We start from the raw sequence: 26,948 nt of genomic DNA on the forward strand, positions 1-26,948 counted from the left end.
GCGAGCGCCCGCCCCGCCTCTCAATGCGACATCAGCACCGGCGCGGTCATGTGCCCCAAAAGCTCGCGCGTCACGCCGCCGAGCACCAGCTCGCGCAGGCGGGAGTGGCCGTAGGCGCCCATGACCAGGAGGTCGATCGCCTCGTCGGAGAGCGCGGCGAGCAGGGCGTCGCCCTCGGAGATCGCCTGGGCCGGCGTGTGGCGCATCTCGCCCTGGCCGGCGGCGCCGTAGCGGCCGATCGGGCTGAGCGAGGCGTCGGTCGAGCGGACCTCGTCGCGGGTCACCGTCGCCTCGCTCGCGACCGGCACGCCGTGCCGCTTCAGGTGCGCGGCCAGCTCCTCGGCCGAGGGATGCCGCCCGCCCGGCCGGTTGACGGCGTAGAGCACGACCCGCTCGGCGCCGGCCAGCAGCGGGAGGGCGTCGTGCAGGGCGCGCGCGCTCTCCCGCGAGCCGTTCCAGGCGACCAGGACGCGCCTGCCGATCGCCGGGAAGTCGCCGGCATAGGGCAGCACCAGCACCGGCCCGCCGGCGCCGAGCACGACCTCCTCGGCGAGGCCGGGCTCGCCGGCGGGATCCTCGGGGTCGGCCTGGCCGACCAGCGTCAGGTCGGCCCCGCGGGCCGCCCGCAGCAGGCAGTCGGCAGCCCGGCCGCGCGGCCGGCGCCACGCGCCGGCGAGGCCGGCCGCCGCGAGGCGGCGCTCGAAGGCCGCCTGGGCCGCCTCGGCGGCGCCGGCCAGCCGGGCCTCCTGCCCGGCCAGGGCGTCCCGGCCGACCGCCGCGCGCAGCGAGCCCGGCAGCCGGATCTCGGGCAGCGGATAGATGCCGGTGAGCCGCGCGCCGTGGCGTTTCGCGAGCGCCGCCGCCGCCTCCAGGCGCGCGGTCGAGCGGGCGTCGGCGCCCTGCTGCACGACGATGTCCCTGATGGCCATGGCCCTTCTCCCCTGATCGGATCGCGCCTGCCGCAAGCCTGTCGCGCCGCGCCCGCCGAGGCCAGGGGCCGGATGTCGCAGCGGGGCGTTGGTCGGGGCGTGGGGGCGGCACGCAACGGCGGCCGCCCAGGCCCCGGCGCCCGACGCCCGGCGCCCGACCGGCGGCCGCTTCGGGAGAGACGCCCCGCCGCCGCATGACAAGCGGGTCGGTTTCCCAAGCAGCGCATCAATAATAACTTTCAGTTGCGCCAATATCTGGTTGAATTGATCCAGATCAAAAGCACCGGACTCCGGGTCTAATTAATATTCTGGTAAGGCAGATCTCTTTAACTTCTCGAAGATTTTCTTTCGCGACGAGGTATTCGAAGATGTTACAGGCACTGGCTCGCGGCGAGCGGCAGGTGGCCTCGCGCAAGCTCAGTCGGACAGTGACCCCGACCGGCCGTGAGCGACTGTTCCGCGACGACGAGGTCATCGTCAGCAAGACCGATCTCAAGGGCCGCATAACCTACGTGAACCGGGTCTTCCTGAAGATCTCGGGCTTCGACGAGGACGAGCTGATCGGCGCGCCGCACAGCATCATCCGGCATCCGGAGATGCCGCGCTCGGCCTTCAAGCTGCTGTGGGACAGCCTGGCGGAAGGCAGGGAGGTCTTCGCCTACATCAACAACCTGGCGAAGAACGGCGACAACTACTGGGTCTTCGCCCACGTCACGCCCAGCATCGACGTGAACGGCAAGGTGCTCGGCTACCACTCGAACCGGCGCGTGCCCGATCGTCAGGTGCTCAACGACACGATCGTGCCGCTCTATGCCGCGCTCCTGGCCGAGGAGAACGGGCAGAGCGACCGCAAGGCGGGCCTGGACAGGTCCTATCGCATGCTCCTGGGGCTGCTCGAGGAAAGAGGGGTCGGCTATGACGAGTTCATCTTCTCTCTCTAGGGCTCGGCTCGCCTGCGCCCTGTCCTGCTTCTGCATCCTGGGGCTGCTGGGCGACACCCTGCTGAGCGGAACCGCCGACACCGCCGTCGCCCTGCTGGCGGGGCTCGGCCTGCTCGGCACCCTCGTCGCTCTCGGCTTCCTGAGCTTGGCCGGCAGGTCGATCACCAGGGTTCTCACGGTCTGCAGCGCGGTCGCGCAAGGCGATTTCGAGGCGCGCATCATCGGCGTTCGCGAGCGCGGCGAGCTGGGCGAGCTGGTCGCGACCATCAACGACCTGATCGACCGTGCCGATGCCTACGTTCGCGAGACCTCGGCCTCGATGAACTACGTCAGCCGCAACCTCTACTTCCGGCGGATCGTCGAGACCGGCATGATCGGTGCCTTCCTGGCCGGCTCGAAGACGATCAACGCGGCGACCGACGCGATCGCGACCAGGGTGGCCGGCTTCAAGGGCGTCGCCAGGGAGTTCGAGTCGACCATATCCGGCGTCGTCGACAGCGTGGCCAGCGCCGCCACGGAGCTCGACTCGACGGCCGGCAGCATGGCGACGACGGCCAAGGGCACCCAGGGCCAGGCGACGACGCTGGCGGCGGCCGCGGAGGTGGCGGCGACCAACGTCGAGGCCGTGGCCGGCGCCGCCGAGGAGCTGTCGTCCTCGATCGCCGAGATCGGCGGGCAGGCCAGCCGCTCGTCGGAGGTCACCCGCGGCGCGGTCGGCGAGATGGCGGAGACCAGGGAGCGGATCGATCACCTGCAGAAGGCGGCGGATCGGGTCGGCGAGGTCGTCGGCCTCATCTCCGAGATCGCCGAACAGACCAACCTGCTCGCCCTCAACGCCACCATCGAGGCGGCACGCGCCGGCGAGGCCGGCAAGGGCTTCGCCGTGGTCGCCCACGAGGTGAAGCAACTCGCGACCCAGACCAGCAAGGCGACGGAGGAGATCTCGAGCCAGGTCGTCACGATCCAAGGGGCGACCCGTGCCGCGGTCGAGAGCTTCAACAGCATCGCCGGGACGATACAGGCGGTCAGTCAGACGAGCGCCGCGATCGCCGCCGCGGTCGAGCAGCAGACCGCCGCCACGCAGGAGATCGCCAGCAGCGTGGCCCAGGCCTCCGCCGGCATGCAGCAGGTCACCGGCAGCACCGAGAAGGTGTCGACGGCGGCGGCCGAGACCAACCTCGCCTCGGACGAGGTCCGGCAAGCCTCGCACCAGCTCTCGACTCAGTCGGAGCGACTGCGCAGCGAGGTCGACGGCTTCCTGGAGCAGATCCGAAAGGTGGTCTGACCGGTGCGGTCGCCGTCGTGCGCGGCGCCTGCCGCGCGGGTGGCCGGGCGGAACGGCGGACGCATCGGGGGCAGGGCTGCCGCAAGCCTGTCGCCCCGCGCCCGCCGGGGCCAGGGGCCGGATGTCGCAGCGGGGCGTGGGGGTGGGCGGCGCCCTTGCGCTTGCATGGTTCGACAGGCTCACCATGAAGCGACGGCGGGGTTCGCGCGAGCTTCCGGTCACGCTTCATGGCGAGCCTGTCGAACCACGAAGCGTGAGATGCACCGAGCCCGGTCTCGACTTTCCTCGTCATCCCCGCGAAGGCGCCAGGGCATGCACGGATCCGACCAGGGGCGCCTTCCCGGGCGCCAAGCGAGCCCAAAAGCCTCGTAAAGGCTTTCGGTTTGCGAGCCTTGCGACCCGGGATCCAGCGGCACGGACGGTGGCATCATCCCCGGATGCGTCAGCCGTGCCTCTACATCCCCGCCAGCAAGCGCAATGGCACGCTCTACGTCGGCGCGACGAGCGACATCGCGACACGCGTCTGGCAGCACCGGAGTGGCGCGGTCGAAGGCTTCACCAGGCAGTACCGGGTGCACCGGCTGGTCCAGAGCGCGATCCGATCAGATCGAATTGACCTGATCGGTGAATCGCCCTCTAGAATCATGTGATTACAGACTGATTCACCGATCGCATCGCCGCGATGCGATCGGATCAGGCTCTACGTCGAGTTCCACGCCACCATGACCGAAGCGATCCATCGCGAGCAGCGGGTCAAGCGCTGGCGCCGTGCCTGGAAGATCGAGCTGATCGAGCGCGCAAATCCCGAGTGGCGCGACCTCTACGAGAACCTGAAGGGGTGATGCCATGGCCGGTCCCGCTGGATCCCGGGTCGCAAGGCGCCCGGGACGGCGGGAAGAGGAACGCCCCGCCGCCGCCCTATTCCGCCGCCCGCCGGATCGCGCCGTCGGCGGCGAGGGACTGGTAGGTCTCGGGGCGGCGGTCGCGGAAGAACTGCCAGAGCTCGCGGGTCTCGCGGACCTTGTCCATGTCCATCTCGTGGACCAGCAGCTCGTCCCTGTCGGCGCTGGCCTGGGCCTCGATCTTGCCGCGCGGGTTCACGATGTAGCTGGAGCCGTAGAAGGTGCCGATGTTCCAGGGCGCCTCGTCGCCGACCCGGTTGACCGCGCCGATGTAGACGCCGTTGGCCGCCGCCGAGGCCGGCTGCTCCAGCTCCCAGAGGTACTGCGACAGCCCGGCGACCGTCGCCGAGGGGTTGACGATGTACTCGGCGCCGGCGAGCGCCAGGGCGCGCCAGCCCTCCGGGAAGTGCCGGTCGTAGCAGATGTAGACGCCGAGCCTGACGTAGGCCGTCTCGAACACCGGCCAGCCGCTGTTGCCCGGGCGGAAGAAGAACTTCTCCCAGAAGCCGGCGACCTGCGGGATGTGGGTCTTGCGGTACTTGCCGAGGTAGCGCCCGTCGGCGTCGATCACCGCGGCCGTGTTGTAGTAGAGGCCGGTGATCTCCTCCTCGTAGAGCGGCACGACGATGACCATCGCGTGCTTCTTGGCGTATTCCTGCATCAGCCGGGTGGTCGGGCCGTCGGGGATCTTCTCGGTCGCGGCGTACCACTTGCTGTCCTGGCTCGGGCAGAAGTAGGGCTGGGTGAAGACCTCCTGGAAGCAGAGCACCTGCACGCCCTGGCGCCCCGCCTCCTCGACCAGCGGCAGGTGTGCCTCGAGCATCCTGTCGCGGATCTGCTCGGGCGACATCGCGGTGTCGCCCTTCAGGCTCATCTGGATCAGCCCCGCCTTCACCCCCGATTTGACCGTGGCCATGCCGCTGCCCTCCCTGCCTTTCCTGACCATCCGGTCAGCCTCGGCAAGGCTAGCACCGGCGCCGCGGAGCGCCAACCGGGCCGGGAATCTCAGGCCGGCCGGCGGTAGCGCTCGACGCCGTCGGTGTCCTGGTCGCGCACCAGCAGGCCGCGCCGCTCGAGGAAGCGCAGGTGGGCGATGGTCTCGCCGATCGCGAAGCCCATCTGGTGGGAGTCGAGCGGCCGGCGGAACAGCACGCGGGCCAGCTGCAGCGCGGTCTGTGGCTCGGCGCAGGCCGCCTCCAGCAGGTCCAGGCGCTCGTCGTGGTGCTGGGCCAGCTCGGCCAGGCGCTCGTGCAGGCCGCGGAACGGCACGTTGTGCGAGGGCAGGACCAGCAGGCCGGGGTCGAGCTCGCGCAGCCGCTCCAGGGTCGCCAGGAAGTCGGCCAGCGGGTTCTCCTCCGGCTCGTAGGGCCAGACCGAGACGTTCGGCGAGATCTTTGGCAGCACCTGGTCGCCGGAGATCAGCAGGCCGAGCTCCTGGCACAGCAGCAGGGCGTGCTCCGGGGCGTGGCCGCGGCCGATCACCACCCGCCAGCTGCGGCCGCCGATCGCGAGCTCCTGGCCGTCGGCGAGGCGGCGGTAGCGGTCCGGGACCGGCGAGACCCGCCGGGCGTAGACCGCGCCGCGCAGGCCGACCTCGTCCAGGAAGGCCGGCTCGCAGCCGGCGCGCCGGTAGTAGCTCAGCCAGGGCTCGACCTCGTCGTCGCGGGAGCGCGAGAGGGCACGCGCGGTCAGCCATTCGGTGCGCGGCATCCACAGCTCGACGCCCCAGTGTTCGGTCAGCCAGCCGGCGAGGCCGACGTGGTCGGGATGGTAGTGGGTGACCAGGACCCGGCCGATCGGGCGGCCGCCCAGGCGCTCCTCGAAGATCCGGCGCCACAGCGCGCGCGTCTCGTCGGTGGCGAGGCCGCAGTCGACCAGGGTCCAGCTGTCGCCGTCCTCGAGCAGCCAGAGGTTGATGTGGTCGAGGGCGAAGGGCAGCGGCATGCGCAGCCAGTGCACGCCCGGCGCGACCTCCTTGAGCTCGGCGGCCGCGGGCTTCGTCTCGAAGGGATAGTCCAGCACGCTCTTCTGCATCATCGCTCCCGGGGGGCTCAGAGCCGGACGATCCGCTGCGCCTTGTGGACGCTGCGCGGCAGGGCGCCGGCCTCGACCAGCTCGACCTCGGCGCGCACCGAAAGCTGCTCCTTGACCCGCGCCTGCAGGCGCTCGACGAAGTCCTGCGGCGCGTCCGGGCCGGCCTCGACGATCAGCTTCAGGCGGTTGAGCGAGCCGCTGACCGGGTCGGCCAGGGCCGGGTCGACGACGATCCGGTACTCGCCGGTGCCGCCCTCGGCGGCGCGCACCACCTCCTCGACCGCGGTCGGGAAGACGTTGACGCCGCGCACGATCAGCATGTCGTCGGCGCGGCCGCGCACGCCGCCCTCCAGGCGGGCGTGGGTGCGCCCGTCCGGGCTCTCGACGCGGCGCCGCACGACCATGTCGCCGGTCCACCAGCGCAGCAGCGGGCAGGCCTGCTTGTCGAGGTGCGTCAGCACCAGCACGCCGGGCGTGCCGTCGGCGACCGGCCGCTTTGTCTCGGGGTCGATCACCTCGGCCAGGAAGAAGTCCTCGGTCAGCGCCGGGCCGAGCCCGTCGCCAACGTCCCAGGCGATCGGCTGGAACTCCAGCGAGCCGTAGCAGTCCGAGACCTCGGCGCCCCAGGCCTCGGCGAGCCGCCGGCGCGTCGCCGGCACGCTGGCTCCCGGCTCGCCGCCCAGGCCGACCAGGCGTACCCGCGATTGGCGCAGGTCGCGGCCGCCTTCCAGCGCCGCCTCGGCGACATGGGCCATGAAGGAGGGCGTGCCGATCACCGCGTCGACCTGGTAGCGGAAGATCGTCTCGATCTGGCGCTTGGTGTCGACGTTGCCGGCCGGGATGACCAGCGCGCCGATCCGCTCCGCGGCGTAGGTCGCCCCCAGGCCGCCGACGAACCAGGAATAGCCGAACATGCACTGGAAGCGGTCGCCGGGGCGCAGGCCCTGGGCATAGAGATAGCGGGCGTAGAGGTCGGTCCAGCGCGCGAGGTCCGCGCGGGTCCAGTAGGTCGGCGTCGGCTGCCCGGTCGTGCCGGAGGAGAAGTGCACCCGAACGACCGCGGCCGGATCGCAGGCCAGCAGCCGCGACCGGGTCGGCAGCTCGGCGTCGAGCGCGGCGCGGTAGTCGTCCTTGGTGGTGAAGGGCAGGCCCCCCAGATCGGCCGGCTCGCGGAAGTCGCCGGGCGCGAAGCCGCAGTCCCGGAAGCGCTCGGCGTAGAAGGGACTGGCCGCGGCGAGATAGGCGAGCTGGGCCGTCAGGGCCTCTCGCTGATGGGCGGCGAGGCGGTCGCGCGACCAGGTCTCGCGCTCGTCCCAGATGCCCTCGCGGAACGGCCTGCCCTGGCCGAAGGCAGCGTCAGCCGGCATGGCCCGCCTTTCCGTCCGCCTTGCCGTCTGGCCGCCTGAGCGCGCCGCGCAGCACGAAGTCGGCGAGGTTGCGGGCGATCGCCTCGCGCGTCTCGGGCGTCGGGCTCAGCTCCGGGCGGTACCAGAGGGTCAGCCAGTTGAGCGCGCCCAGCACCGGCTTGCTGAGCTGGCGCGGCGGCGCCTCGACGAAGGCGCCCTCGGCGCTGCCCTGCTCCAGCACCCCGGCGAAGAGCGACTCGTACTCGTCGCGCAGGGCGACGACCTTCTCGATCATGGCGTTCGGCCGGGCGCCGCGGCTGGAGATCAGCGGCTTCTCCAGGCCCTGGATCGAGACCTTCTGGTAGGCGAAGTTCTCCATGATCGCGTGGGCGTGGCGCAGCGCCATGGCGTGCAGACGCTCGGCCGGCGTGCCCGGGCCCTCGGCGACCGGCCGCACCGCCTCGATCATGATGCCCATGGCGCGCAGGTGGACGTCGAGGAACAGGTCGATCTTCGAGCGGTAGTAGTGGTAGACGCGCCCCTTGGTCGCCCGGATGCGGTCGGCCACGTCGTCGATCGTGGCGCCGTTGAAGCCGTACTCCATGAACGACTGGGCGGCGGCGTCGAGGATCTCGGCGCGGCCCTCGGAGCCGGTGCCGGGCCGGCCGCTCGTGTCCGTGAAGTCCTGCGAAGTCATCCTGCTGTCACCCCGTTCCAGCCAGCCCCTCGGGAGCGGGGGCCGCCGTCTCCAGCCAGCCCTCCGCCTCCTTCTTCACGGCCCGCGCCAGAACCAGGCGCTGGATCTCCGAGGTGCCCTCGTAGATCTCCAGGATCCGCTGGTCCCGGTACAGGCGCTCGGCCGTGCAGGGCTTCACATAACCGAAACCGCCCCAAACCTGAACGGCCGCGTCGGCGGCCCGGTGCGCGACCTCCGAGGTGAAGAGCTTGGCCATGGCGCCCAGGTCGGCCGCGTCCTCGCCCCGGTCGTAGGCGGCCGCCGCCTCGTAGAGCATCATGCGCGCCGCCGAGATCTCGGTCGCCATGTCGGCGAGCCGGAAGCCGATGCCCTGGTTGTCGATGATGCTCCGGCCGAAGGTCTCGCGCGCGACGGCGCGGCTCGCCGCCTCGCGGTAGGCGGCCAGCGCCAGGCCGGTCGACTGGGCCGAGACCATGATGCGGCCGACGTTGAGGGTCTTGAGCGCGAGGCGCAGGGCCCGGTTCTCCTCGCCGACCATGGCCTCGGCCGGGACCCGGATGTCGAGCACCAGGTTCGAGGTCATGGTGCCGCGGATGCCCATCTTGTCGTTGAGCTCGGTGACCTCGGCGCCCTCGTCCTCCTTGTCGACGACGAAGGCCGAGATGCCGCGGCCGCCGGCGGCCGGGTCGGTCTTGGCGAAGACGATGTAGTAGCGCGCGGCGCCGCCGTTGCCGATCCAGTACTTCTCGCCCCGGATCCGCCAGCCGTCGCCCTCGCGCACCGCGGTCGCGGTGATCGCCGCGGCGTCGGAGCCGGTGGTCCGCTCCGACAGGGCGAAGCTGGTCGCCTCGCCCTTGGCCATCGCGGTCAGGTAGCGCTGCTTCTGGTCGGGCCGCCCGGCGAGCAGGATCGGGAAGGCGCCGAGCTGGTAGGCGCAGAGAATCGCCGCCGTCGAGGCGCAGGCCCGGCCGATCGCCTCGGTCACCGCGACGGCCGTGGTCAGGGAGGCGCCCTGCCCGCCCTGCTCGCGCGGCAGGAACAGCCCGGCGAGCCCGCTCTCGACCAGCCGCTCGACGCTCTCCCAGGGATAGCGCTGCTGCGCGTCCAGCTCGGCGGCCAGCGGCCGGAAATGCGTCTCGGCGAGCGCCGCCGCACTGTCCCGCCAGCGCCGCGAGTCCGCGTCCAGTCGAGGCTCCCAGATCACCGCCATGCAACCCTCCGTCCCTGGTCGCGGCCCGGCGAAAGGCCCTTGCCCGGGCGGGCGCACCGCCCTCTCCGGGCCCCTCGGCGAGCCGGGGGAAATTCCTTCTGGCTTGGAAAACCTACGCCGTAGTACGCTCTAACGTCAACTGAGCACTGCCGAAATTCGCGGCAGGCCATCGGAACAGCGGCCCTCCCGGACGGCCGCCCCAGAGACAGCCGACACAGGAACAGCCGACATGGATTTCGATCTCACCGACGACCAGCGGGCGCTGCAGGAGACCGCACGCCGCTTCGCCCGCAGCGAGCTGCCCGAGCTGGCGCGCCGCTGCGAGGCCGGCAACGCCCCGGTGCCCACCGACATGCTGGCGCGCTATGCCGAGATGGGCTTCCTCGGCGTCAACACGCCGGTCGAGTACGGCGGCCTCGGCCTCTCCCACCTCGACGCGCTGATCGTCCTGGAGGAGTTCGCCAAGGTCTCGAGCGCCGTCGCCTTCCCGGTCTTCGAGTGCTGCGTCGGCCCGGTGCGCATCGTCGAGCGCTACGGCAGCCCGGCGCTGCGCGAGCGGGTGGTGCCCCAGGCGGCCGCCGGCAAGCTGCTGGTCGCGATCTCGATGTCGGAGCCCGATGCCGGCACGGCGCTGACCGACCTCAAGACCACGGCGCGGCGCGACGGCGACGCGATCGTGCTGAACGGCACCAAGCGCTGGTGCTCGGGCGCCGGCCACTCCCAGGGCTACGTCGTGTTCTGCCGCCTGTCGGACGCGCCCGGCCCCCGGGGCATTGGCGCGGTCTTCGTCGAGAAGGGCACGCCCGGCTTCTCCTTCGGGCCGGCCGAGACCCTGATGGGCTTCCGCGGCATCCCGAGCGCCGACATGATCTTCGAGGAGGTCAGGGTGCCGGCGGAGAACCTGCTGGTCGAGGCCGGCGACTTCGCCAAGCTGATGGGCGCCTTCAACCTGGAGCGCTGCGGCAACGCCACCATGTCGCTGGGCCTGGCCGCCGGCGCGCTGGAGCAGGTCACGGCCTACGTCCAGGAGCGCCAGGCCTTCGGCAAGCCGATCGTCGACTTCCAGGCGGTGCAGCTCCGGCTCGCCGAGATGAAGCTGAAGGTCGAGGCTTCGCGCCTGCTGATCCACCGGGCCGCGGCCAGCGCCGGCAGCGGCTTCCCCTCGGTGATGGACGCCTCGCTCGCCAAGTGCTTCGCCAACGAGATGGTCCGCGAGGTGGTCGGCAACGGCCTGCAGCTGATGGGCGGCTACGGCTATCACACCGACTACGGCATGGAGAACCGGCTGCGCGACGCCTGGGGCTGGGGCATCGCGGGCGGCACCATCGACGTGCAGAAGACCAACATCGCCGCGGCCATGGTCGAGCGCCGCTTCAACCAGCGCGCCCGGTAGCCGGCCGGGAGGCCTCCTCAGCAGGCCAGGGCCGGCGGCGCCTCGCCCGCGGCCAGCTCGCGCACCGCGAGGTAGGCCTCGTTCACGGCCTCGCCGATCCGGCGGATGCTCGCCGCGTCGCCGATCACCACGTGGCGCAGGCCGAGCTCGCGGGCGGCCGCCTCCAGCTCGCTGCCGGCGTCGCGGCCCTGGGCCAGGAACACCCGCAGCGCCGGCAGGCTCTCCTCGCGCCCCGCGCCGTCGCGCAGCACGACCTGCCCCTGGCCGATCGAGACCAGATGGCACTCGTCGCGCACCGCGATGCGCGGGTTGCCGCGGATCGCCTCGACGAGGCGGCGGCGGTAGACGAACTCGGCGGCCCGGGCCATCCGCCTGGCCGGCGAGCGCGTGACCAGGGTGACGTCGAGGCCGCGGCCGGCGAGCAGCTCAGCGGTCTCGCAGCCGGTCTCGCCGCCGCCGTAGACCACGACCGGCCCGGCCGCCGGCAGGGCCTCGAGCGCCGCCGGGTCCATCAGCAGGTCGTAGGCCTGGGCGACCTGGGACCGCTCGGCGCCCTCGACCGGGAAGGCCCGCGTGCGCGCGCCGGTCGCCAGCACCAGGAAGGCCGGATCGAGGGTGCCGAGCAGGGCGCGGTCGGCCCGCGTGCCGCTCATCACCCGGACCGTCGAGGCGGCGAGGCGGCGCTCCAGGTAGTCGAGGTACCAGAACAGCTTGTCCTTGCCGGGCGGCGTCGCCGAGGCGACCAGGCCGCCGCCGAGCCGCGGCCGCGCCTCGGCCAGGGTCGTCTCGAAGCCGCAGCCCTCGAGCAGCAGCGCCGCCGCCAGGCCGCCGGGCCCGCCGCCGACGACCAGGGCACGCCGGCCGGCACCGACGCGCGGCAGCGGCGGGTCCTGCTCGCGGCCGACCCGCGGATTCTCGGCGCAGCCGACCGGCAGCTTGCGGGCCAGGCGGTCGATGCACCAGTTGCAGGAGGTGCAGGGCCGGATCGCCGCCGCCTGCCCGGCCCGCGCCTTGGCCGGCCAGTCCGGGTCGGCGAGCAGCGCCCGGCCCAGGGCGACGAGATCGCAGTCGCCGGCGGCCAGCGCCGCCTCGGCCAGCTCCGGCTTGCGGATCACGCCGACGCCGATCACCGGCACCGGGACCGCGGCGCGGATACGCCGGGCCAGCGGCAGGCGCCAGCCCTCCGGCGCCGAGATCGGGTCGACGTTGGTGTCGAGCCGCTCGGCGACGCCGGTCGAGACGTGCAGCGCGTCGGCGCCGGCCGCGACCAGGGCCGGCGCCAGCCGCTCGGTCTCGGCGATGGTCAGGCCGCCCTCGACGAACTCCTCGGCCGACAGGCGGTAGATCACCGGCACCGCCTGGCCGACCCGCGCCTTCACCGCCCGGATCACCGCGGTCGGGAAGGCCAGGCGCCGCGCCTCGTCGCCGCCCCAGGCGTCGTCGCGCCGGTTGGTGAAGGGCGAGAGGAACTGGCCCAGCAGGTAGCCGTGGGCGCCGTGCAGCTCGATCGCCTCGTAGCCGGCGGCGACGGCCCAGCCGGCGGAGCGCGCGAAGGCCTCGACCAGCCGCTCGATCTCCGCGGCGGCGAGTGCGCGCGGCGGCGTGCGGAACATCCAGGACTCGACGACGCTGGGCGCGACCGGCTGGCGGCCGCCGAGCAGGCGCGGGCTGGTCTGGCGCCCAGCGTGATGGAGCTGCAGGCAGGCCCTGGCGCCGGTCGCGCGGATCGCCTCGGCAAGGCGGGCGTGGCCCGGGATCAGATGCGGCGAGTCGAGCGAGAGCTGCGGCGTCGAGCCGAGGCCCTCGCGGCGCTCGACGCAGGTGAACTCGACCGTCACCATCGCCGCGCCGCCGCGGGCGCGCTCGCGGTAGTAGGCCAGCAGCTCGGGGGTGACGCCGCCGTCGGCCGCGGCCAGGTTGGTCTCCATGGCCGCCATGACCAGGCGGCTGTCGAGCCCGAGCGGGCCCAGCGAGACCGGACTGAACAGCCTGGGAAAGGCCGCCGGCCCCGTCGCCGCGCGGGTTGGAGTCTCGCGGGCCGGGGCGGCGCTCACTTGCCCCGGAACTCCGGCGTGCGCTTGGCCAGGAAGGCCTCGCGCGCCTCGGCATGGTCGGCACTCTGCATCAGCGCGCTCTGCTGGCCGACCTCCTCGGCGAGCACCAGGTCGAGCGGGCCGGGCAGGCGCGCGAAGGCGGCCTTGGTCGCGGCGACCGCGAGCGGTGCCGCGGCGGCGAAGGCGGCCGCCTGCTCCAGCGCCGTCCCGAGGGCCTGCCCCGGTTCGGCGGCGACGTCGGCGAGGCCGATCGCCACCGCCTCCTCACCGCTCAGCACCTCCGACAGCATCGCCAGTCGCTTGGCGCGGCCGAGGCCGATGCGCGCCGGCACGGCCCAGAGCATGCCCAGGTCCGGCATCAGGCCGACCTTGCCGAAGGCCGCGCCGAAGCGGGCGTCGCGCGCCGCGACGCAGCAGTCGGCGATCGCCGCCAGCGACAGCCCGCCGCCGAAGGCCGCGCCCTCGACGGCGGCGATCACCGGCTTCGGCCCCTCGGCCAGCAGGCGCACCAGGCGATGCCCCTCCATCAGCCGGTGCCGGGCATAGAGCGGCTCGCCGGGGCGCATCGACTTGAGGTCGCCGCCGGCGCAGAAGGTGCCGCCGGCGCCGGTCAGCACGAGGGCGCGCGTCTCCGGGTCGGCCATCAGCGGGTCGAGGGCGCCGAGCAGCGCCTCGCGCATCGCCGGCGACAGGGCGTTGCGCTGCGCCGGGTTGGTCATCGTGACGACGGCGATCGCCGCCTGCCGCTCGACCGTCACCAGTTGTTCCGTCATCGCGCGCTCCGCCCCTTCCGTCGCTGCGTGAAGATCAATGCGCAAAGAGTCCGGGCAGCCAGAGGATGATCGCCGGGAAGGCGATCAGCAGGCCGATGGTCACGAAGTCCATCGCCACGAACCAGGCGATGCCGCGGAAGATCAGGTGCGTCGGCACCAGGTCCCCGACGATGCCCTTGACCACGAAGACGTTGAGGCCGACCGGCGGCGTGATGAAGCCGATCTCCAGGAACTTCGCCATCAGGACGCCGAACCAGATCAGGTCGATCTGCTGGGCCTCGAGGATCGGCAGGAGGATCGGGATGGTCAGCAGCATGATGCCGATCGGGTCGAGCAGCATGCCCAGGATGACCAGCACGAGGGAGATCATCAGGATCACCTGGAGCTGCGACTGCCCGCTGCCGCCGACGAAGTCGGCCATCAGCTGGGTCACCCCCGACAGCGCGAAGAAGCGGGTCAGCAGCTGCGCGCCGATCGCGATCACGAAGATCGCCGCCGTCGAGCGCAGGGTCTCGGAGACCGCCGCCTTGAAGACCTGCCAGGTCAGGGCCCGCTTGATCGCCGCGATCATCACCGACAGGGCGGCACCGACGGCGCCGGCCTCGGTCGGCGTGAAGGCACCGCTGAACAGGCCGCCGAACACGCCGACGATCAGCAGCATCACCGGCCAGGTCTCGCGCACCGCCCAGAGCCGCTCGCGGAGCGTCACCGTCTCGGCGACCGTCGGCGCCAGCTCCGGGCTCAGCCGGGCGCGCACCGGCACCATGATCGAGTACATGACGGCGGTCAGGACGCCGGGCACGAAGGCGGCCAGGAACAGCTCGCTGATCGGCTCCTCGACGAAGATGCCGTAGATGATCAGCAGGATGCTCGGCGGGATCATCGAGCCGATCGTGCCGGCGGCGGCCACGGTGCCGGTCGCCAGGCCCTTGTCGTAGCCGGCCTTCAGCATCTCCGGCACGGCGATCCGGCCCATCGCGGCGGTGCAGGCCAGGCTGGAGCCGGTCACCGCGGCGAACAGGGCCGAGCCGACGATGCTGGCGACCGACAGGCCGCCGGGCAGCCACGACAGCCAGAGCCGGGCCAGGCGGAACAGTCCCTCGGTCAGGCCGGCGTGGTAGCAGAAGTAGCCCATCAGCAGGAACATCGGCACCGAGCTGAGCGTCCAGTGCGCCGAGAAGTCGTAGGGCAGCTGGGCGACCATGCCGACGGCGGCCCGCGGGCCGACGATGCTGTAGATGCCGACGACCGAGACCATCGAGAGCGCGATGCCGATCGGCACGCGCAGGAAGATCAGGGCGAGCAGGCCGGCGATGCCGATCAGGCCGATGGTCTCGGGGCTGAGGGCCATCAGCCGGTCACGTCCAGGTGGCTGCCCGAGCTCGCCTCGTCCGGCGCGAGGTCCGGCCGCACGAGGGCGACGGCGCCGCGCAGGAACTTCAGCACCAGGATCACGGTGATCAGCCCCGCGCCGAGCGGCACGAGGAAGCGGCTCGGCCAGATGACCACGTGGTGGCTGCCCATGATGAACTCTCCGACGTGGAACTTGCGCAGCGCCACCGTCCAGGCCGCCCGGGTCATCAGGCCGAAGAAGAAGATGCCCAGGCCGCAGGCCAGCAGGTCGAGCAGGCCGCGCGCGACTCGCGGCAGCAGGCTGTAGAGCAGCTCGACGTGGATGTGGCCGTTGCGCCGCTCGACCGCGGCCAGCGGCAGGAACACGACCGCGACCATGTAGTAGTTGGAGACCACCTCGAGCGTCACCGGCAGCGGCGCGTTCAGGAAGTACTTGCCGGCCACGTCGAGGGTGACCTGGGTCATCATCAGGACCAGCGCGACGCCGCCGACCACCATGACCGCGTCGGCGAGCAGCGCCGCGATCCGCTCGAGGGTCCGCATCTCAGCCGACGCCCTGCGGCATGCGATCGACCTCGGCCTGGGCCATCTCGCGCAGCCGGCCGCGCTGCACCTTGACGCCGTTGGCGCCCTGGGTGACCGGGAAGTCGGCGACCGGCAGCACCCGGAGCGGCACCTTGAAGCGCGCCAGCCGGCCCTCGCAGTGGCCGATCAGCTCGGCTTCCGTGGCCTCGGCGCCCGGCTGCAGCGTGACGAAGGCGACGGCCCGCGTCCTGTCGCCATGGACGACGCCGACGACCTGGCAGCCGTCGACCGCCGGGTGGGTCAGCAGGTGCGTCTCGATCTCCTGCGGATTGACCAGGAAGCCGCCGAGGCGCAGCGAGTCGCCCATGCGGGCCAGATAGATGAAGCCGCCGTCGTCGGTCAGCGACCCCAGGTCGCCGGTCTTGAGGAACCAGTCCTCGGTGAAGGTCGCCCGGGTCGCCGCCTCGTTGCCGAAGTAGCCGATCATGACGCTGGGCGCCCGGATCTCGATCTCGCCGTTCTCGCCCGGCGGCAGCAGCCGGCCGCTGTCACGGTCGCGCACCCGCACCTCGGCCTCCGGCGAGACCGGGATGCCGCCGCCCAGCTTGCGGCGCGCGCTGTCGGCTCCGGGCGGCTGGAAGGAGAAGAGCGCCATGCACTCGCTCATGCCGTAGACGCCGACCGCGGTGATGCCGGCGGCCTCGGCGCGCTCGACCACGTCGGCGAGCGCCGGGTTGAACTTGGCGTAGCCGAACAGGCGCAGGCTGGGGAAGGGCCGGGCGCCCGCCTCGCCGCCCTCGCCTTCGCGCACGAGCCGGTCGAGCATGTCGTCGGCGCCGTTGGTGTGGGTGATGCGGTGCTCGCGGATCAGCCGGGCCGCCTCCGCCGCGTCGAAGGCCGGCAGCAGCACCGACGGCCGGCCGGAGGCCAGGCCGCCCATGATCTGCGCGAAGCCGAAGACGCCGCAGAGCGGCACGACCTGCAGCAGCACCGCGTCGTCGGCGTCGAAGCCGAAGGCACGGGCGACGTCGCCGCCGTGGCGCGTCGCGGTCGCCTGGTTGTGCAGCACGAACTTCGGGCCGCTGGTCGTGCCGGAGGTCGTGAAGATCTTGCAGGGCGACTCCGGCCGGCCGCGGCTTTCGGCGAGCGGGGCGTGGCCGGCGAGCCAGTCGTAGCTGCGGGTCTCGGCCTGGGCGATGTGCTCGGCGCCGGCCGGATCGCCCAGGGTGACGATGTGCCTGAGCGCGCCCAGGGCGGCCGCGTCGACGCCGCGCAGGATGCCGGGGAAGTCGATGCCCTTGAAGCCGGGCCAGAAGACCAGGGCGCTGGCGCCGGTGCGCCCGACGATGTCGCCGACCTCGACCGAGCGGAAGCGGGTGTTCACCGCGACGCAGATCGCGCCCAGATGACAGCAGGCGACGAAGACCTCGAGATAGGCCGGCACGTTCGGCAGCCAGACCGCGACCCGGTCGCCTTCGCCGACGCCCAGTGCCGCCAGCCCGGCCGCCACGCGGCGCGCGCGCTCGTCCAGCTCGGCGAAGGAGATCCGTCGCCCCTCGTAGATCAGCGCAGCCCCGGCCGTCCGCCGCTCGGCCAGCAGCTCCGGCACCGACGGACCGCGCCCGGCGGCCGCCGCCGCGAGGACCGACAGGCTGTCCGAGGTGTCCCGCACCTCAGCCACGGCGCTGCATTCCCTACCTCCCGATCGGGCGTCTCGTCCTGGACGCCTTGTCACCACGCTACCGAGTAGTATGATGCCGGTCAACCGCGCCGAGGGGCCGAAACGCCGCGCCGTTCGCCCCTCTCGGCCACCCTGCAAAAGCAAGCCGAAACGGGAGGATACCGCAGATGCCCGCTTCACGGAGACAGCCGTGACGGAGACCCCCGAGACCAGCGGCGGGCCGGAAGCGACCTTCCAGGCCTACCTCGCCGAGGGCCGCTTCATGCTGCAGCGCAGCCGCTCCAGCGGCACCTTCGTCTTCTATCCCCGGCGCCTCGCACCGGGCAGCGGCGCCGACGACCTGGAGTGGGTCGAAGCCTCCGGGCGCGGCACGGTCTATTCGACGACGGTGGTCCGCCAGCGCCCCGACAAGGGCGGCGACTACAACGTCGCGCTGATCGATCTGGAGGAGGGCCCGCGCATGATGAGCCGGGTCACCGGCCTCGCGCCCGACCAGGTGCGCATCGGCATGGCGGTCGAGGCCGAGATCGGCGCGATCGACGGCAAGACCGCGATCCTGTTCCGCCCGGCCTGACCGGCCACCGTTCCGCGGCGGGCACGCTCCCGCCCCGTTCTGCCTTCGAGCTTTCGGGAGACCTCATGAAGCATCCTCTGCGCGGGACCACGGCGGTCGTCGGCGCCGGCCACGGCGGCCTGGGCGAGGCGCCGGGCCGCACGCCCCTGGAGATCCTGGCCGAGGCCGCCGGCGCCGCCCTGGCCGACGCCGGCCTGACCCTGGCCGACGTCGACGGGCTGTTCACCGCCTCCTCCAGCCACGCCATGCCGAGCCTCTCGGTCGCCGAGTACCTGGGCATCCAGCCGCGCTTCTCGGACGGCAGCATGATCGGCGGCTCCAGCTTCGTCGCCCACACCCTCAACGCGACGCTGGCGCTCAATGCCGGGCTCTGCGACGTCGCGCTGATCTGCTACGGCAGCAACCAGCGCACCGCCGGCGGCCGGCTGGTCTCGATGTCCGAGCCGCAGCCGCACGAGGCGATCTACGCGCCGCGCTACCCGATCAGCTCCTATGCCCTGGCCGCGGCGCGCCACATGCACCAGTACGGCACGACGCGCCGGCAGCTCGCCGAGGTCGCGGTCGCGGCGCGCGGCTGGGCGCAGAAGAACCCGGAGGCCTTCGAGCGCGGCCCCCTGACGATCGACGAGGTGCTGGCCTCGCGCATGGTCTCCGATCCGCTCAGCAAGCTCGACTGCTGCCTGGTCACCGACGGCGGCGCGGCCGTGGTGATGACCCGCGCCGAGCGGGCGAAGGACCTGCGCAAGCCGCCGGTCTACTTCCTCGGCGCCGGCATGGCGCACTTCCATCGGCAGATCACCCAGATGCCCGACCTGACCGTGACCGCGGCCAGCGCCTCGGGTCCGCGCGCCTTCGAGATGGCCGGGCTGGCACCCGGGGACGTCGACGTGCTGGAGCTCTACGACGCCTTCACGATCAACACGATCCTGTTCCTCGAGGACCTCGGCTTCTGCCCCAAGGGCGAGGGCGGCCGCTTCGTCGAGGACGGCGCCATCGCGCCCGGCGGCCGGCTGCCGGTCAACACCAACGGCGGCGGGCTGTCCTGCGTGCATCCCGGCATGTACGGCCTCTTCACCGTCGTCGAGGCGGTGCGCCAGCTGCGCGGCGAGTGCGGCGAGCGCCAGGTCGAGGGCGCCGAGGTCGGCCTCTCCCACGGCAACGGCGGCGTGCTGTCCAGCCAGGTCACCGCCCTGTTCGGCACGGCCGCGACCGTCTGAGCGCCATGAAGGTCGACCTCGAGACGCTGCTGAACTGGGAGATCCCCGAGGTCCGCGAGACGCTCGAGGACCGCGACCTGATCCTCTATGCGCTCGGCGTCGGCCTCGGCCAGGACCCGCTCGATCCGCAGGAACTGCGCTACACCTGGGAGGAGGGCCTGGCGATGCTGCCGAGCATGGCCAGCGTCCTCGCCCACCCCGGCCTCTGGATGGCCGACGAGCGGCTCGGCATCGACTGGCGCCGGCTGCTGCACGGCGAGCAGGGCGTGCGGATCCATGGCTCCCTGCCGACGAGCGGCAGCCTGATCGGCACCAGCCGGGTCACCGACATTGTCGACCGCGGTGCGGACAAGGGCCTGCTGATCTACCAGGCGCGCGAGATCCACGACGAGGCGGGCCGGCATCTCGCGACCGCGACGATCACGACCTTCGCGCGCGGCGACGGCGGCTGCGGCGGCCCCCGGGGCTCGACGCCCCGGCCGACGCCGACGCCCCACGCCCTGCCGGAGCGCGCGCCCGACCGGCGCGTCGCGCAGGCGACGCCGCCGCAGCTCCACCTGATCTACCGCCTGCTCGGCGACCGCCACCCGGTGCACGTCGATCCGGCCTTCGCCCGCTCGCTCGGCTTCGACGGGCCGATCCTGGCCGGCCTCTGCAGCTACGGCATCGCCTGCCACGCCCTGCTGAAGACCGTCTGCCCCGACCCCGGCCGCCTGGTCGCTCTCGACGCCCGCTTCTCGGCGCCCGCCTATCCGGGCGAGGCGACCGTGACCGAGATCTGGGACCAGGGGGCAGGCATTCACGGCTTCCGCTTGCGCGCCGCCGAGCGGGGCGCTGTGATCATCGACAACGGCCGCGCCGAGGTCGCGCCCGGCTGAGGCCGGAGACTGACGAGGGAGGAAGCAGCATGGCGATGACAGCTTTCGCGCCGATCAGCCTGGAGGCGCTCGCCGAAGCGATCCCCGACGGCGCCCTGCTCGCCGTGCCGCCGGACTACGGCGGCGTCGCGATGGCCGCCACCGTGGCGCTGCTGCGGCGCGGCACCGGGGGCTTGCGCCTCTACTGCCTGCCCTACTCCACCCTGCAGGCCGACCTGCTGATCGGCACCGGCGCGGTCGCCGAGGTCGAGGCGGCGGCGATCACCCTCGGCGAGCAGGGCCTGGCGCCGCGCTTCTCGGCCGCCGTCGAGGGCGGGCGCCTGACCATGCGCGACTCGACCTGCCCGGCGCTGCACGCCGCGCTGCAGGCCGCCGAGAAGGGCGTACCCTTCATGCCGCTGCGCGGCCTGCTCGGCAGCGACATCCTGGCCAACCGGCCCGACTGGAAGGTGATCGACAATCCCTTCGAGGCCGGCGACCCGATCGTCCTGCTGCCGGCCGTCGTGCCCGACGTCGCGCTGTTCCACGCCCCCAGGGCCGATGCCGAGGGCAACGTCTGGATCGGCCGCCGGCGGGAGCTGGCGACCCTGGCCCACGCGGCGAAGCGCACGCTGGTCACGGTCGAGGAGGTCGTCGAGGGCAGCTTCTTCGAATCGGAGGGGAGCGCGGCGAACGCCCTGCCGGCGCTCTACGTCGAGGCCGTCGCCGTGGCGCCGCGCGGTGCCTGGCCCTGTGCCTGCCCGGGCCTCTACGACGCCGATCCCGCGGCGATCGGCGACTACGCGAAGGCGGCGCGCGACGAGGCCGGCTTCCGCGACTATCTGAAGCGGCTGCTCGACGGCCGCATCGCCCCCTGTGTCCTGGAGGTCGAACCGGCGTGACCGACTGGCGCCCCGAGGAGCTGCTGATCTGCCGGCTGGCCGATGCGCTGGCCGGCGACCGCCACGTCGCCGTCGGCGCCGCCTCGCCGATTCCCGGCGCCGCCGCCCTGCTGGCCCAGGAGGAGGCGCCTCGCCGCATGCACGTCACCGTGCTGCACAGCCGGCGCTACAACCACTTCACCGACGGCGGGCGGGAGCTGTTCGACTGCGCCGGCCAGGGCCGCATCGACACCTTCTTCCTGGGCGGCGTGCAGATCGACGGCCAGGCCAACATCAACCTGGTCGGCACCGGCGACTACCCGACGCTGACCAAGCGCTTTCCCGGCTCCTTCGGCTCGGCCTTCATGTACTTCGCCGTGCCCAAGGTGATCCTGTTCCGCGAGGAGCATTCGCCGCGCACCCTGGTCGAGAAGGTCGACTTCGTCTCGGCCCCCGGCTGCTCGCCCGAGGGCACCTGGCGCCGCGGCGGGCCGACCCTGCTGGTCACCTCCCTCGCGGTCTTCGCGTTCGACGGCGCCCGGCGGCGCTTCGCCCTGGAGAGCCTGCACCCCGGGGTCACGGCCGAAACGGTCGCCGAGCGCACCGGCTTCGCCTTCGACCGGCCCGCCGAGGTGCCCACGACGGCGGCACCGGAGCCGGCCCGGCTGGAGCGGCTGCGCCGGACCATCGCGCCCAAGGTCGCCGAGTTCTATCCCGTCTTCGCCGAGCGCGTGTTCGGCGTCACCGAGCCGGCCGCCTGAGGCCGCCTTCCCCCCAAACGTCCCGCCCCCCCGAACGTCCCCTGGGACGTCCCACCGAAACCGACAAGGCCCTGCTGCATGACCGACGCGACGCGCCCCGACGAGACCGCGGACGAGCCCGCCGACCAGACCCACCGCCAGACCGGGCCCGGCGCCCTGACCGGACTCAAGGTCGTCGACCTGACCCGCGTGCTCGGCGGGCCCTTCTGCACCCAGTGGCTGGGCGACCACGGCGCCGAGGTCGTCAAGGTCGAGCCGCCCCAGGGCGACGAGACCCGGGCCTGGGGGCCGCCCTTCAAGGACGACGCCGCCTCCTACTTCATCGGCGTCAACCGCTCGAAGCGCGGCATCAGCCTCGACCTCTCCAGGCCGGAGGGGCGCGCGGTGCTGCTGCGCCTGCTCGAGCAGGCCGACGTGCTGATCGAGAACTTCCGGACCGGCACGCTGGAGAAATGGGGCATCGGCTACGAGCAGTTCCTGAAGGCCCGCTTCCCGCGCCTGGTGCACTGCCGCATCTCCGGCTTCGGCGCCGACGGCCCGCTCGGCGGCTTTCCCGGCTACGACGCGGTGGTCCAGGCCTACAGCGGCCTGATGAGCGTCAACGGCGACCAGACGACCGGGCCGCTGCGTCTCGGCGTGCCGATGGTCGACATCGCGACCGGCATGTCGGCGGCCTTCGGCATCATGGCCGCGCTCTACGAGCGCGCGCGCTCGGGCGAGGGGCAGTTCCTGGAAGTCAGCCTCTACGACACGGCGATCAGCCTGGTCTATCCGCACGGCGCCAACTACCTCCTGTCCGGCAAGCCGCCCCGGCGCTGGGGCAACCCGCACCCCAACGTCTGCCCCTACGACAAGTTCTCGGCCCGCGACGGCGAGCTGTTCCTCGGCGTCGGCAACGACGGGCAGTTCGCCAAGCTCTGCGCCGCGCTGGCCGACCCCGAGATGGCCGCCGACCCGCGCTTCCGCAGCAACAGCGACCGCCTGGCCAACCGCGAGGCGCTGCGCGAGAGGCTGGAGGCCCTCTTGGCCGAGCACGACGCCGAGCCGGTCTGCCGGATGCTGATGGAGCGCGGCGTGCCGGCCGGGCCGGTCAACGAGCTGCCGGCCGTGGTCGCACACCCGCACACCCGCCATCGCAACATGATCGTCGAGATCGACGACTACCGCGGCGTCGGCAATCCGGTGAAGCTGCAGCGCACGCCGGCCCGCTTCGAACGCAAGCCGCCGCACTTCTCCCAGGACACCCGCGCGGTGCTGGGCGAGGCCGGCTACTCGGCCGCCGAGATCGACGCCCTGATCGAGGCCGGCGTGGTACCGCGCGACAAGGCCGAGGCGGCGGCGGACTAGACGTCCGCGGTCTCGACCGCCAGGCCGTCGAGGCGGCGGCGCGCGGCCTCGGCTTCCGCCATCAGCTGGTGCAGGATCGCCGCCGCGGGCTCGATCCGCTCGGCGAAGCAGGCGGCCTGGCCGAGCGACAGGATCGCGCCCTCGACGTCGCCGGTCTGGTAGGCGCGCTTCTGGTTGGTTCCGGCGACCAGCGGCCGGTAGGCCTCGAAGTCGACCTCGCCGGCCTTCTCCAGCGCCTCGACCTGGCGCGCGGCCTCGGTGTCCATGGCTCGGTAGGTGTTGCGGAAGGACTGCATGACCAGGCGGGTCATGGTCTCGTCGGCGGCGGCGACCCGGGCCTTGTAGTCCGGGTGCCCCCAGATCTCCTCGGCGACCAGCAGGCGCGTGCCGATGACCGCGGCGTCGGCGCCCATGGCGAGCAGCGCGGCGAGCTGGCTGCCGTGGCCGATGCCGCCGCCGATGGCCAGCGGCAGGCCGACCGCCTGCGCGGCCCGCGGCGCCTGGACGATCGTGCCGATCAGGTGAAGGCCGGGATGGCCGCCGCACTCGGCGCCGACCACGGCGACCGCGTCGACCCCCAGGCGCTCGGCCGAGACCGCGTGGCGCACCGCCGAGACCTTGTGCACCACCGTGGCGCCGGCCTCCTTGAGCGGCGGCAGGATCGCCTTCGGCGGAACGCCCGAGGTCTCGACGATGCGCACGCCCGCCTCGAGCAGGATGGCGATGTGGCCCTCGATCAGGGTGTTCTCCTCGGGCCGCGCCGAGAGGTGCAGGTTGACGCCGAAGGGCCGACCGCCGGTCAGCTCGCGGGCCAGCTGCAGCTCCGCGCGGAAGGCGCCGGGATCGGGGAAGGTGCGCGCCGTGATGAAGCCCATGGCCCCGGCCCGGACCACCGCCGCGACGTAGCGCGCGTCGGCCAGCCACATCAGCCCGCCGCAGAGAATCGGCAGCTCGATGCCGAGCAGCTCGGTGATGCGGGTGCGGAAGGCCACGGCCGTCACTCCGCCGCGGGCGAGCGGCCGACCAGCAGGGCGTCGAGGGCGACGCAGCCCTGGCCCTCGGGCCGCACCAGCAGCGGGTTGAGCTCGCAGGTCTCCAGGTCCCCGGCATGGGCCGCGGCGAAGCGGCCGAGCGCGACCAGCGCGTCGGCCAGGGCCCCGATGTCGGCCGGCGGCGCGCCGCGCGCGCCCTGCAGCAGCTTCACGCCCCGGATCTCGTGGATCATGCGCAGCGCCTCCTCCCGGCCGAAGGGCGCGACGCGCAGCGACACGTCCTCCAGCACCTCGGTGAAGATGCCGCCCAGGCCGAACAGCACGACCGGCCCGAAGACGGGGTCGCGCTGCACGCCCAGGATCGTCTCGACGCCGCCGCCGGCCATCGGCACCACCATGACGCCCTCGATCCGCGCCTCCGGGCGCTTCGCCCGCACCGACTCCAGGATCTCCGCGAAGCCGCGCCGCACCGCCTCGGCGTCGCCCAGGCCGACGCGGATGCCGCCGACCTCGGTCTTGTGCAGGATGTCGGGCGAGACGATCTTCAGCACGACCGGATAGCCGAGCGCCCCGGCGGCCGCGACGGCGGCCTCGGCGTCGGCCGCGAGGCGGTCCGCCAGCACCGGCAGGCCCGCCGCCTCGAGGATCGCCTTGGAGCGGCGCTCGTCCAGGGCCTCCGCCGGCAGGCGCCCGGCCGCCGGCTCGACCGCCGGCCGCTCGTCGCGCCGGGCGAAGCTCTCGCCGAAGCGGCAGAGCGCGCGCAGCGCGACCAGGGCGCGGGTCGGGTCCTCGAAGACCAGCATGCCGTCGGACTCGTAGGCCTTCACGACCGCCTCGGGGGCGATGATCGAGAGCGCGATCAGCCGGTCCTCGAAGCCGCGGATGCCTTCGCGCATCGCCGCGCGCAGCGGCTCGGCCAGGGTCGAGCCGGCGACCGAGGTGAAGAAGGCCAGCACCGCGTCGTAGCCGCCCTCGCCGAGCATGATCTCCATGTTGCGGGAGACCAGGTCCATCTGGTTGAAGGCCTGCGCCGTGATGTCGACCGGGTTGCGCGGCGAGGCGTAGGGCAGCAGCGCCTTGAGCTTCGCCTGGGCCGGCTCCGGCAGCGGCGGCACCTCGAAGCCCTGGTCGCTGGCGGCGTCGGCCATCAGCACGCCGGCGCCGCCGGAGATGGTCACCAGGCCGAGCGAATGGCCGGCCGGATAGACCTTCTTGGTGGTCGCGTAGGCGATGTCGATCAGCTCCTCGGTCGTCCTCGCCCGGTGCACGCCGAACTGCCGGAACACCGTGTCGTAGACCCGGTCGGCGCCGGCCAGCGCGGCGGTGTGGGAGCTGGCCGCCTCGGCGCCGACCGCGGAGCGGCCGACCTTCATGAAGGCGACCGGCTTGCCGTTGCGCCGCGCCGTCTCGAAGGCCTGCATCAGCAGCGGCCCGTCGGTCACGCCCTCGGCATAGGCGATGATCGTCTCGGTATGGTCGTCCTCGGCGAGCGCGAGCAGGCCCTCGGCGACGCTGACGTCGCACTCGTTGCCGGTGGTGATCCAGGAGCGCACGCCCAGGCCCTTGAGCCTGCAGAGGTAGTAGAGGTGGCTGCCGTAGGCGCCCGACTGGCTGACCATGCCGATGTGGCCGGGCTTCGGAATGCCGCGGTCGAGGGTCGTGGTGAAGGTCGCGAAGAGGCCGTTGGCGGCGTTGAACACGCCGAGGCAGTTGGGGCCGAGCAGGCGCATGCCGGTGCGCCGGGCGATCTCGCCGAGCTGCCCCTGGGCCGCGGCCCCCGCCTCGCCCATCTCGGCGAAGCCCGAGGAGAAGATGACGCAGGCCTTCACGCCCTTGGCGGCGCAGGCCTCGACGGCCTCGATCACCTGGGCGGCCGGCAGCGCCACGATGACGAAGTCGACCGGTCCGGGCACGGCATCGATCGAGGGATAGGCGGTCAGCCCCTGGACCGTCGGGCGGTTCGGGTTGACCGGATAGACCGGGCCCTGGAAGCCGGCCTCCAGGATGTAGCTGAGCGGCCGGCCGCCGATCCGGCTCGGATTGTCGGAGGCGCCGAGCACCGCGACCGAGCCGGGATTGAGGACGCTGTCGAGGAAGGCGCGGGAGCGCTCGCTGATCGCCATGGCTCGCGCGCCTCAGACCGTAGCGATCGGGGTCGCCGGCGAGCCGACGGCGCCGGGCAGGTTGAGCGGCGGCGCGGTCAGCAGGAAGCGCGAGCGGCCCTGTGCGCGCAGGTGCCCGGCGAGGTCGTGCAGCCACCAGAGCTCGCCCAGGTGGATGCCGAGCTTGAACAGGCAGAGCTCGTGCAGCGGCAGGGCCGCGCAGTCGCCGTGGCCCTCGGCGGCCGGGTAGGCCTCGACCGCGTAGTTGTCGGCGATCAGCACCGCCAGGCCCGAGTCGCGGATCCAGTCCTGCAGCCTGGGATCGCGGCCGTTCAGCGCCGCCGCCGCGCCGTGCAGGCGCTCGGCATCGGGCTGGCCGCCCATCTCGCGGACGATGCGCGTGAAGCCGGTGTGCAGGCAGACCATGTCGCCCGGCTCGACCGTCACCTTGTCGGCCGCCATGACGCGCATCAGCTCGTCGTAGCCGACCAGGGTGCGGGCGTCGCCGAAGTGCGCGTGCAGGTCGACCAGGACGGCGCGGCCCTGGACGCCGCGCTCGGCCATGACCTGGATGCCGAGGCGCCTGGCGCAGGGGCCCTCGAAGGGCGCCGCCGTCGGGTCGGGCGGCGGAACGACATCCTGCCCGGCGCGCCAGCCGTTGTAGTAGACCGCCTCGGCCTCGCCGTCGCCGTCGGCATCGAAGCGCCCGCCGACATGGGACAGCGCGTCCCACTGGGTCGAGTACTGGGTGTGCAGCAGCACCGCGTCGTCGGAGATCACGTCGGTGAACTGCGCCGCCTCGCGGGCCAGCGGGAAGTTGTAGTTCGCCTCGCCCAGGCGCTCGGTCGCGAAGAGCCGCGGCGGATGGCGGCGCGGGTTCAGCTTGTTGCCGCCGGGCAGGTCGAGCGGCAGCGACAGGCAGAAGGTCCGTCCCTCCCTGACCTCCGCGATGCCCTTCAGCACCTGCTCCGGACCGATCAGGTTGAGCCGACCGGCCTGGTCGTCCGGCCCGAACTCCCCCCAGTTGGATCCCTCGGGGCGCCTGGCCCAGCGCGGCGACGTCATCGGCATCTCCTCGAACTCGCTATCGGGTG

The 26,948-nt window shown here is 72.7% G+C and carries 25 protein-coding genes; 11 read left to right on the top strand and 14 right to left on the bottom strand.

The features are described 5' to 3' along the window. Nucleotides 1-20: 20 nt before the first annotated feature. On the bottom strand, nucleotides 21-929 hold the full coding sequence (locus B9O00_RS13925; protein WP_085123297.1) for a universal stress protein: 909 nt from the start codon (nucleotides 927-929) through the stop codon (nucleotides 21-23). Between the two features lie 368 nt (nucleotides 930-1,297). Here B9O00_RS13925 and B9O00_RS13930 point away from each other — a divergent pair, with 368 nt between their 5' ends. From B9O00_RS13930 to B9O00_RS34370, 4 genes are all read left to right on the top strand, one after another. After that, nucleotides 1,298-1,870: a PAS domain-containing protein gene (locus tag B9O00_RS13930; RefSeq protein ID WP_085123298.1), complete on the top strand. Its 573-nt coding sequence runs from the start codon at nucleotides 1,298-1,300 to the stop codon at nucleotides 1,868-1,870. Then, nucleotides 1,845-3,155 carry a methyl-accepting chemotaxis protein gene (locus B9O00_RS13935; protein WP_085123299.1) on the top strand — a complete coding sequence of 437 codons (1,311 nt, stop codon included), beginning with the start codon at nucleotides 1,845-1,847 and terminating at the stop codon, nucleotides 3,153-3,155. Before B9O00_RS13930 ends, B9O00_RS13935 begins: the two co-directional genes overlap by 26 nt. Before the next feature lie 437 nt (nucleotides 3,156-3,592). After that, on the top strand, nucleotides 3,593-3,805 hold the full coding sequence (locus B9O00_RS13940; protein ID WP_085123300.1) for a GIY-YIG nuclease family protein: 213 nt from the start codon (nucleotides 3,593-3,595) through the stop codon (nucleotides 3,803-3,805). Nucleotides 3,806-3,877: 72 nt separating this feature from the next. Then, complete coding sequence (locus B9O00_RS34370; protein ID WP_496196058.1) at nucleotides 3,878-3,997, top strand: GIY-YIG nuclease family protein; 120 nt, start codon at nucleotides 3,878-3,880, stop codon at nucleotides 3,995-3,997. A gap of 76 nt (nucleotides 3,998-4,073) precedes the next feature. On the opposite strand, the gene B9O00_RS13950 is transcribed toward B9O00_RS34370, so the two are convergent. The 5 genes from B9O00_RS13950 to B9O00_RS13970 form a co-directional block, all read right to left on the bottom strand. Beyond that, nucleotides 4,074-4,973: a nitrilase-related carbon-nitrogen hydrolase gene (locus tag B9O00_RS13950; RefSeq protein WP_085123301.1), complete on the bottom strand. Its 900-nt coding sequence runs from the start codon at nucleotides 4,971-4,973 to the stop codon at nucleotides 4,074-4,076. A gap of 89 nt (nucleotides 4,974-5,062) precedes the next feature. Then, the gene (locus B9O00_RS13955) at nucleotides 5,063-6,094 is read right to left on the bottom strand and encodes an MBL fold metallo-hydrolase (protein ID WP_218822908.1); all 1,032 of its coding nucleotides are present in this window, start codon (nucleotides 6,092-6,094) and stop codon (nucleotides 5,063-5,065) included. Between the two features lie 14 nt (nucleotides 6,095-6,108). Next, complete coding sequence (locus tag B9O00_RS13960; RefSeq protein ID WP_085123302.1) at nucleotides 6,109-7,458, bottom strand: phenylacetate--CoA ligase family protein; 1,350 nt, start codon at nucleotides 7,456-7,458, stop codon at nucleotides 6,109-6,111. Continuing rightward, nucleotides 7,448-8,134 (bottom strand): TetR/AcrR family transcriptional regulator, encoded by a 687-nt coding sequence (locus B9O00_RS13965; RefSeq protein ID WP_085123303.1) that lies wholly within the window; start codon nucleotides 8,132-8,134, stop codon nucleotides 7,448-7,450. The genes B9O00_RS13960 and B9O00_RS13965 overlap by 11 nt, the downstream gene beginning before the upstream one ends. A 7-nt stretch (nucleotides 8,135-8,141) precedes the next feature. Then, nucleotides 8,142-9,344 (bottom strand): acyl-CoA dehydrogenase family protein, encoded by a 1,203-nt coding sequence (locus B9O00_RS13970; RefSeq protein WP_085123304.1) that lies wholly within the window; start codon nucleotides 9,342-9,344, stop codon nucleotides 8,142-8,144. A gap of 229 nt (nucleotides 9,345-9,573) precedes the next feature. Between B9O00_RS13970 and B9O00_RS13975 the strand changes: the two genes are divergently transcribed. Next, complete coding sequence (locus tag B9O00_RS13975; RefSeq protein WP_085123305.1) at nucleotides 9,574-10,737, top strand: acyl-CoA dehydrogenase family protein; 1,164 nt, start codon at nucleotides 9,574-9,576, stop codon at nucleotides 10,735-10,737. Between the two features lie 17 nt (nucleotides 10,738-10,754). Here the strand turns inward: B9O00_RS13975 and B9O00_RS13980 are convergent, their stop codons facing one another. From B9O00_RS13980 to B9O00_RS14000, 5 genes are read right to left on the bottom strand one after another with little or no spacing between them, the layout of a single operon-like run. Beyond that, nucleotides 10,755-12,791: an oxidoreductase gene (locus B9O00_RS13980; protein ID WP_200808505.1), complete on the bottom strand. Its 2,037-nt coding sequence runs from the start codon at nucleotides 12,789-12,791 to the stop codon at nucleotides 10,755-10,757. Further along, on the bottom strand, nucleotides 12,788-13,564 hold the full coding sequence (locus tag B9O00_RS13985; RefSeq protein WP_085123306.1) for an enoyl-CoA hydratase/isomerase family protein: 777 nt from the start codon (nucleotides 13,562-13,564) through the stop codon (nucleotides 12,788-12,790). Before B9O00_RS13985 ends, B9O00_RS13980 begins: the two co-directional genes overlap by 4 nt. A 34-nt stretch (nucleotides 13,565-13,598) precedes the next feature. Next, a complete protein-coding gene (locus B9O00_RS13990) occupies nucleotides 13,599-14,915 on the bottom strand; it encodes a TRAP transporter large permease (protein WP_085123307.1) in 1,317 nt (438 codons plus the stop codon). After that, nucleotides 14,915-15,460, bottom strand: a complete 546-nt coding sequence (locus B9O00_RS13995) for a TRAP transporter small permease (RefSeq protein ID WP_085123308.1) — start codon at nucleotides 15,458-15,460, stop codon at nucleotides 14,915-14,917. Before B9O00_RS13995 ends, B9O00_RS13990 begins: the two co-directional genes overlap by 1 nt. A gap of 1 nt (nucleotide 15,461) precedes the next feature. Next, nucleotides 15,462-17,123, bottom strand: a complete 1,662-nt coding sequence (locus B9O00_RS14000; RefSeq protein WP_143596235.1) for an AMP-binding protein — start codon at nucleotides 17,121-17,123, stop codon at nucleotides 15,462-15,464. Nucleotides 17,124-17,313: 190 nt separating this feature from the next. On the opposite strand from B9O00_RS14000, the gene B9O00_RS14005 reads away from it, so the two are divergent. The 6 genes from B9O00_RS14005 (at nucleotide 17,314) to B9O00_RS14030 (ending at nucleotide 22,760) form a co-directional block, all read left to right on the top strand. Then, complete coding sequence (locus B9O00_RS14005; protein WP_179243977.1) at nucleotides 17,314-17,697, top strand: Zn-ribbon domain-containing OB-fold protein; 384 nt, start codon at nucleotides 17,314-17,316, stop codon at nucleotides 17,695-17,697. A 65-nt stretch (nucleotides 17,698-17,762) separates the two neighbouring features. After that, entirely contained in the window at nucleotides 17,763-18,914 is a 1,152-nt protein-coding gene (locus B9O00_RS14010; RefSeq protein ID WP_085123311.1) for a thiolase family protein, read from the top strand. Between the two features lie 5 nt (nucleotides 18,915-18,919). Next, nucleotides 18,920-19,792, top strand: a complete 873-nt coding sequence (locus B9O00_RS14015) for a MaoC family dehydratase (RefSeq protein WP_085123312.1) — start codon at nucleotides 18,920-18,922, stop codon at nucleotides 19,790-19,792. A gap of 29 nt (nucleotides 19,793-19,821) precedes the next feature. Next, nucleotides 19,822-20,673, top strand: coding sequence for a CoA transferase subunit A (locus tag B9O00_RS14020; RefSeq protein ID WP_322111212.1), 852 nt, complete (start codon nucleotides 19,822-19,824; stop codon nucleotides 20,671-20,673). Next, nucleotides 20,670-21,413, top strand: coding sequence for a CoA-transferase (locus B9O00_RS14025; RefSeq protein WP_085123313.1), 744 nt, complete (start codon nucleotides 20,670-20,672; stop codon nucleotides 21,411-21,413). The genes B9O00_RS14020 and B9O00_RS14025 overlap by 4 nt, the downstream gene beginning before the upstream one ends. Nucleotides 21,414-21,491: 78 nt before the next feature. Further along, on the top strand, nucleotides 21,492-22,760 hold the full coding sequence (locus tag B9O00_RS14030; protein WP_085123314.1) for a CaiB/BaiF CoA transferase family protein: 1,269 nt from the start codon (nucleotides 21,492-21,494) through the stop codon (nucleotides 22,758-22,760). Here B9O00_RS14030 and B9O00_RS14035 read toward each other — a convergent pair. The 3 genes from B9O00_RS14035 to B9O00_RS14045 are packed head-to-tail and all read right to left on the bottom strand — an operon-like array spanning nucleotide 22,757 to nucleotide 26,919. Then, nucleotides 22,757-23,752, bottom strand: a complete 996-nt coding sequence (locus B9O00_RS14035; protein WP_218822907.1) for an NAD(P)H-dependent flavin oxidoreductase — start codon at nucleotides 23,750-23,752, stop codon at nucleotides 22,757-22,759. The genes B9O00_RS14030 and B9O00_RS14035 overlap by 4 nt on opposite strands. A gap of 5 nt (nucleotides 23,753-23,757) precedes the next feature. Further along, nucleotides 23,758-25,875 carry an acetate--CoA ligase family protein gene (locus B9O00_RS14040; RefSeq protein ID WP_085123316.1) on the bottom strand — a complete coding sequence of 706 codons (2,118 nt, stop codon included), beginning with the start codon at nucleotides 25,873-25,875 and terminating at the stop codon, nucleotides 23,758-23,760. A 12-nt stretch (nucleotides 25,876-25,887) separates the two neighbouring features. Continuing rightward, a complete protein-coding gene (locus tag B9O00_RS14045) occupies nucleotides 25,888-26,919 on the bottom strand; it encodes a cyclase family protein (RefSeq protein WP_085123377.1) in 1,032 nt (343 codons plus the stop codon). Nucleotides 26,920-26,948: the final 29 nt, after the last annotated feature.

Origin of the sequence: Tistlia consotensis USBA 355 (assembly GCF_900177295.1) — a bacterium.
Taxonomy (GTDB): Bacteria; Pseudomonadota; Alphaproteobacteria; order Kiloniellales; family DSM-21159; genus Tistlia; species Tistlia consotensis.

Coding starts and splice junctions, on each gene's coding strand:
- B9O00_RS14040 (WP_085123316.1), bottom strand. CDS start 25,875: ATGGCGATCAGCGAGCGCTCCCGCGCCTTCCTCGACAGCGTCCTCAAT.
- B9O00_RS13955 (WP_218822908.1), bottom strand. CDS start 6,094: ATGATGCAGAAGAGCGTGCTGGACTATCCCTTCGAGACGAAGCCCGCG.
- B9O00_RS13975 (WP_085123305.1), top strand. CDS start 9,574: ATGGATTTCGATCTCACCGACGACCAGCGGGCGCTGCAGGAGACCGCA.
- B9O00_RS13935 (WP_085123299.1), top strand. CDS start 1,845: ATGACGAGTTCATCTTCTCTCTCTAGGGCTCGGCTCGCCTGCGCCCTG.
- B9O00_RS13995 (WP_085123308.1), bottom strand. CDS start 15,460: ATGCGGACCCTCGAGCGGATCGCGGCGCTGCTCGCCGACGCGGTCATG.
- B9O00_RS13985 (WP_085123306.1), bottom strand. CDS start 13,564: ATGACGGAACAACTGGTGACGGTCGAGCGGCAGGCGGCGATCGCCGTC.
- B9O00_RS13990 (WP_085123307.1), bottom strand. CDS start 14,915: ATGGCCCTCAGCCCCGAGACCATCGGCCTGATCGGCATCGCCGGCCTG.
- B9O00_RS14015 (WP_085123312.1), top strand. CDS start 18,920: ATGAAGGTCGACCTCGAGACGCTGCTGAACTGGGAGATCCCCGAGGTC.
- B9O00_RS14045 (WP_085123377.1), bottom strand. CDS start 26,919: ATGACGTCGCCGCGCTGGGCCAGGCGCCCCGAGGGATCCAACTGGGGG.
- B9O00_RS14010 (WP_085123311.1), top strand. CDS start 17,763: ATGAAGCATCCTCTGCGCGGGACCACGGCGGTCGTCGGCGCCGGCCAC.
- B9O00_RS13970 (WP_085123304.1), bottom strand. CDS start 9,344: ATGGCGGTGATCTGGGAGCCTCGACTGGACGCGGACTCGCGGCGCTGG.
- B9O00_RS13950 (WP_085123301.1), bottom strand. CDS start 4,973: ATGGCCACGGTCAAATCGGGGGTGAAGGCGGGGCTGATCCAGATGAGC.
- B9O00_RS13940 (WP_085123300.1), top strand. CDS start 3,593: ATGCGTCAGCCGTGCCTCTACATCCCCGCCAGCAAGCGCAATGGCACG.
- B9O00_RS14030 (WP_085123314.1), top strand. CDS start 21,492: ATGACCGACGCGACGCGCCCCGACGAGACCGCGGACGAGCCCGCCGAC.
- B9O00_RS13930 (WP_085123298.1), top strand. CDS start 1,298: ATGTTACAGGCACTGGCTCGCGGCGAGCGGCAGGTGGCCTCGCGCAAG.
- B9O00_RS13960 (WP_085123302.1), bottom strand. CDS start 7,458: ATGCCGGCTGACGCTGCCTTCGGCCAGGGCAGGCCGTTCCGCGAGGGC.
- B9O00_RS13965 (WP_085123303.1), bottom strand. CDS start 8,134: ATGACTTCGCAGGACTTCACGGACACGAGCGGCCGGCCCGGCACCGGC.
- B9O00_RS14020 (WP_322111212.1), top strand. CDS start 19,822: ATGGCGATGACAGCTTTCGCGCCGATCAGCCTGGAGGCGCTCGCCGAA.
- B9O00_RS13925 (WP_085123297.1), bottom strand. CDS start 929: ATGGCCATCAGGGACATCGTCGTGCAGCAGGGCGCCGACGCCCGCTCG.
- B9O00_RS34370 (WP_496196058.1), top strand. CDS start 3,878: ATGACCGAAGCGATCCATCGCGAGCAGCGGGTCAAGCGCTGGCGCCGT.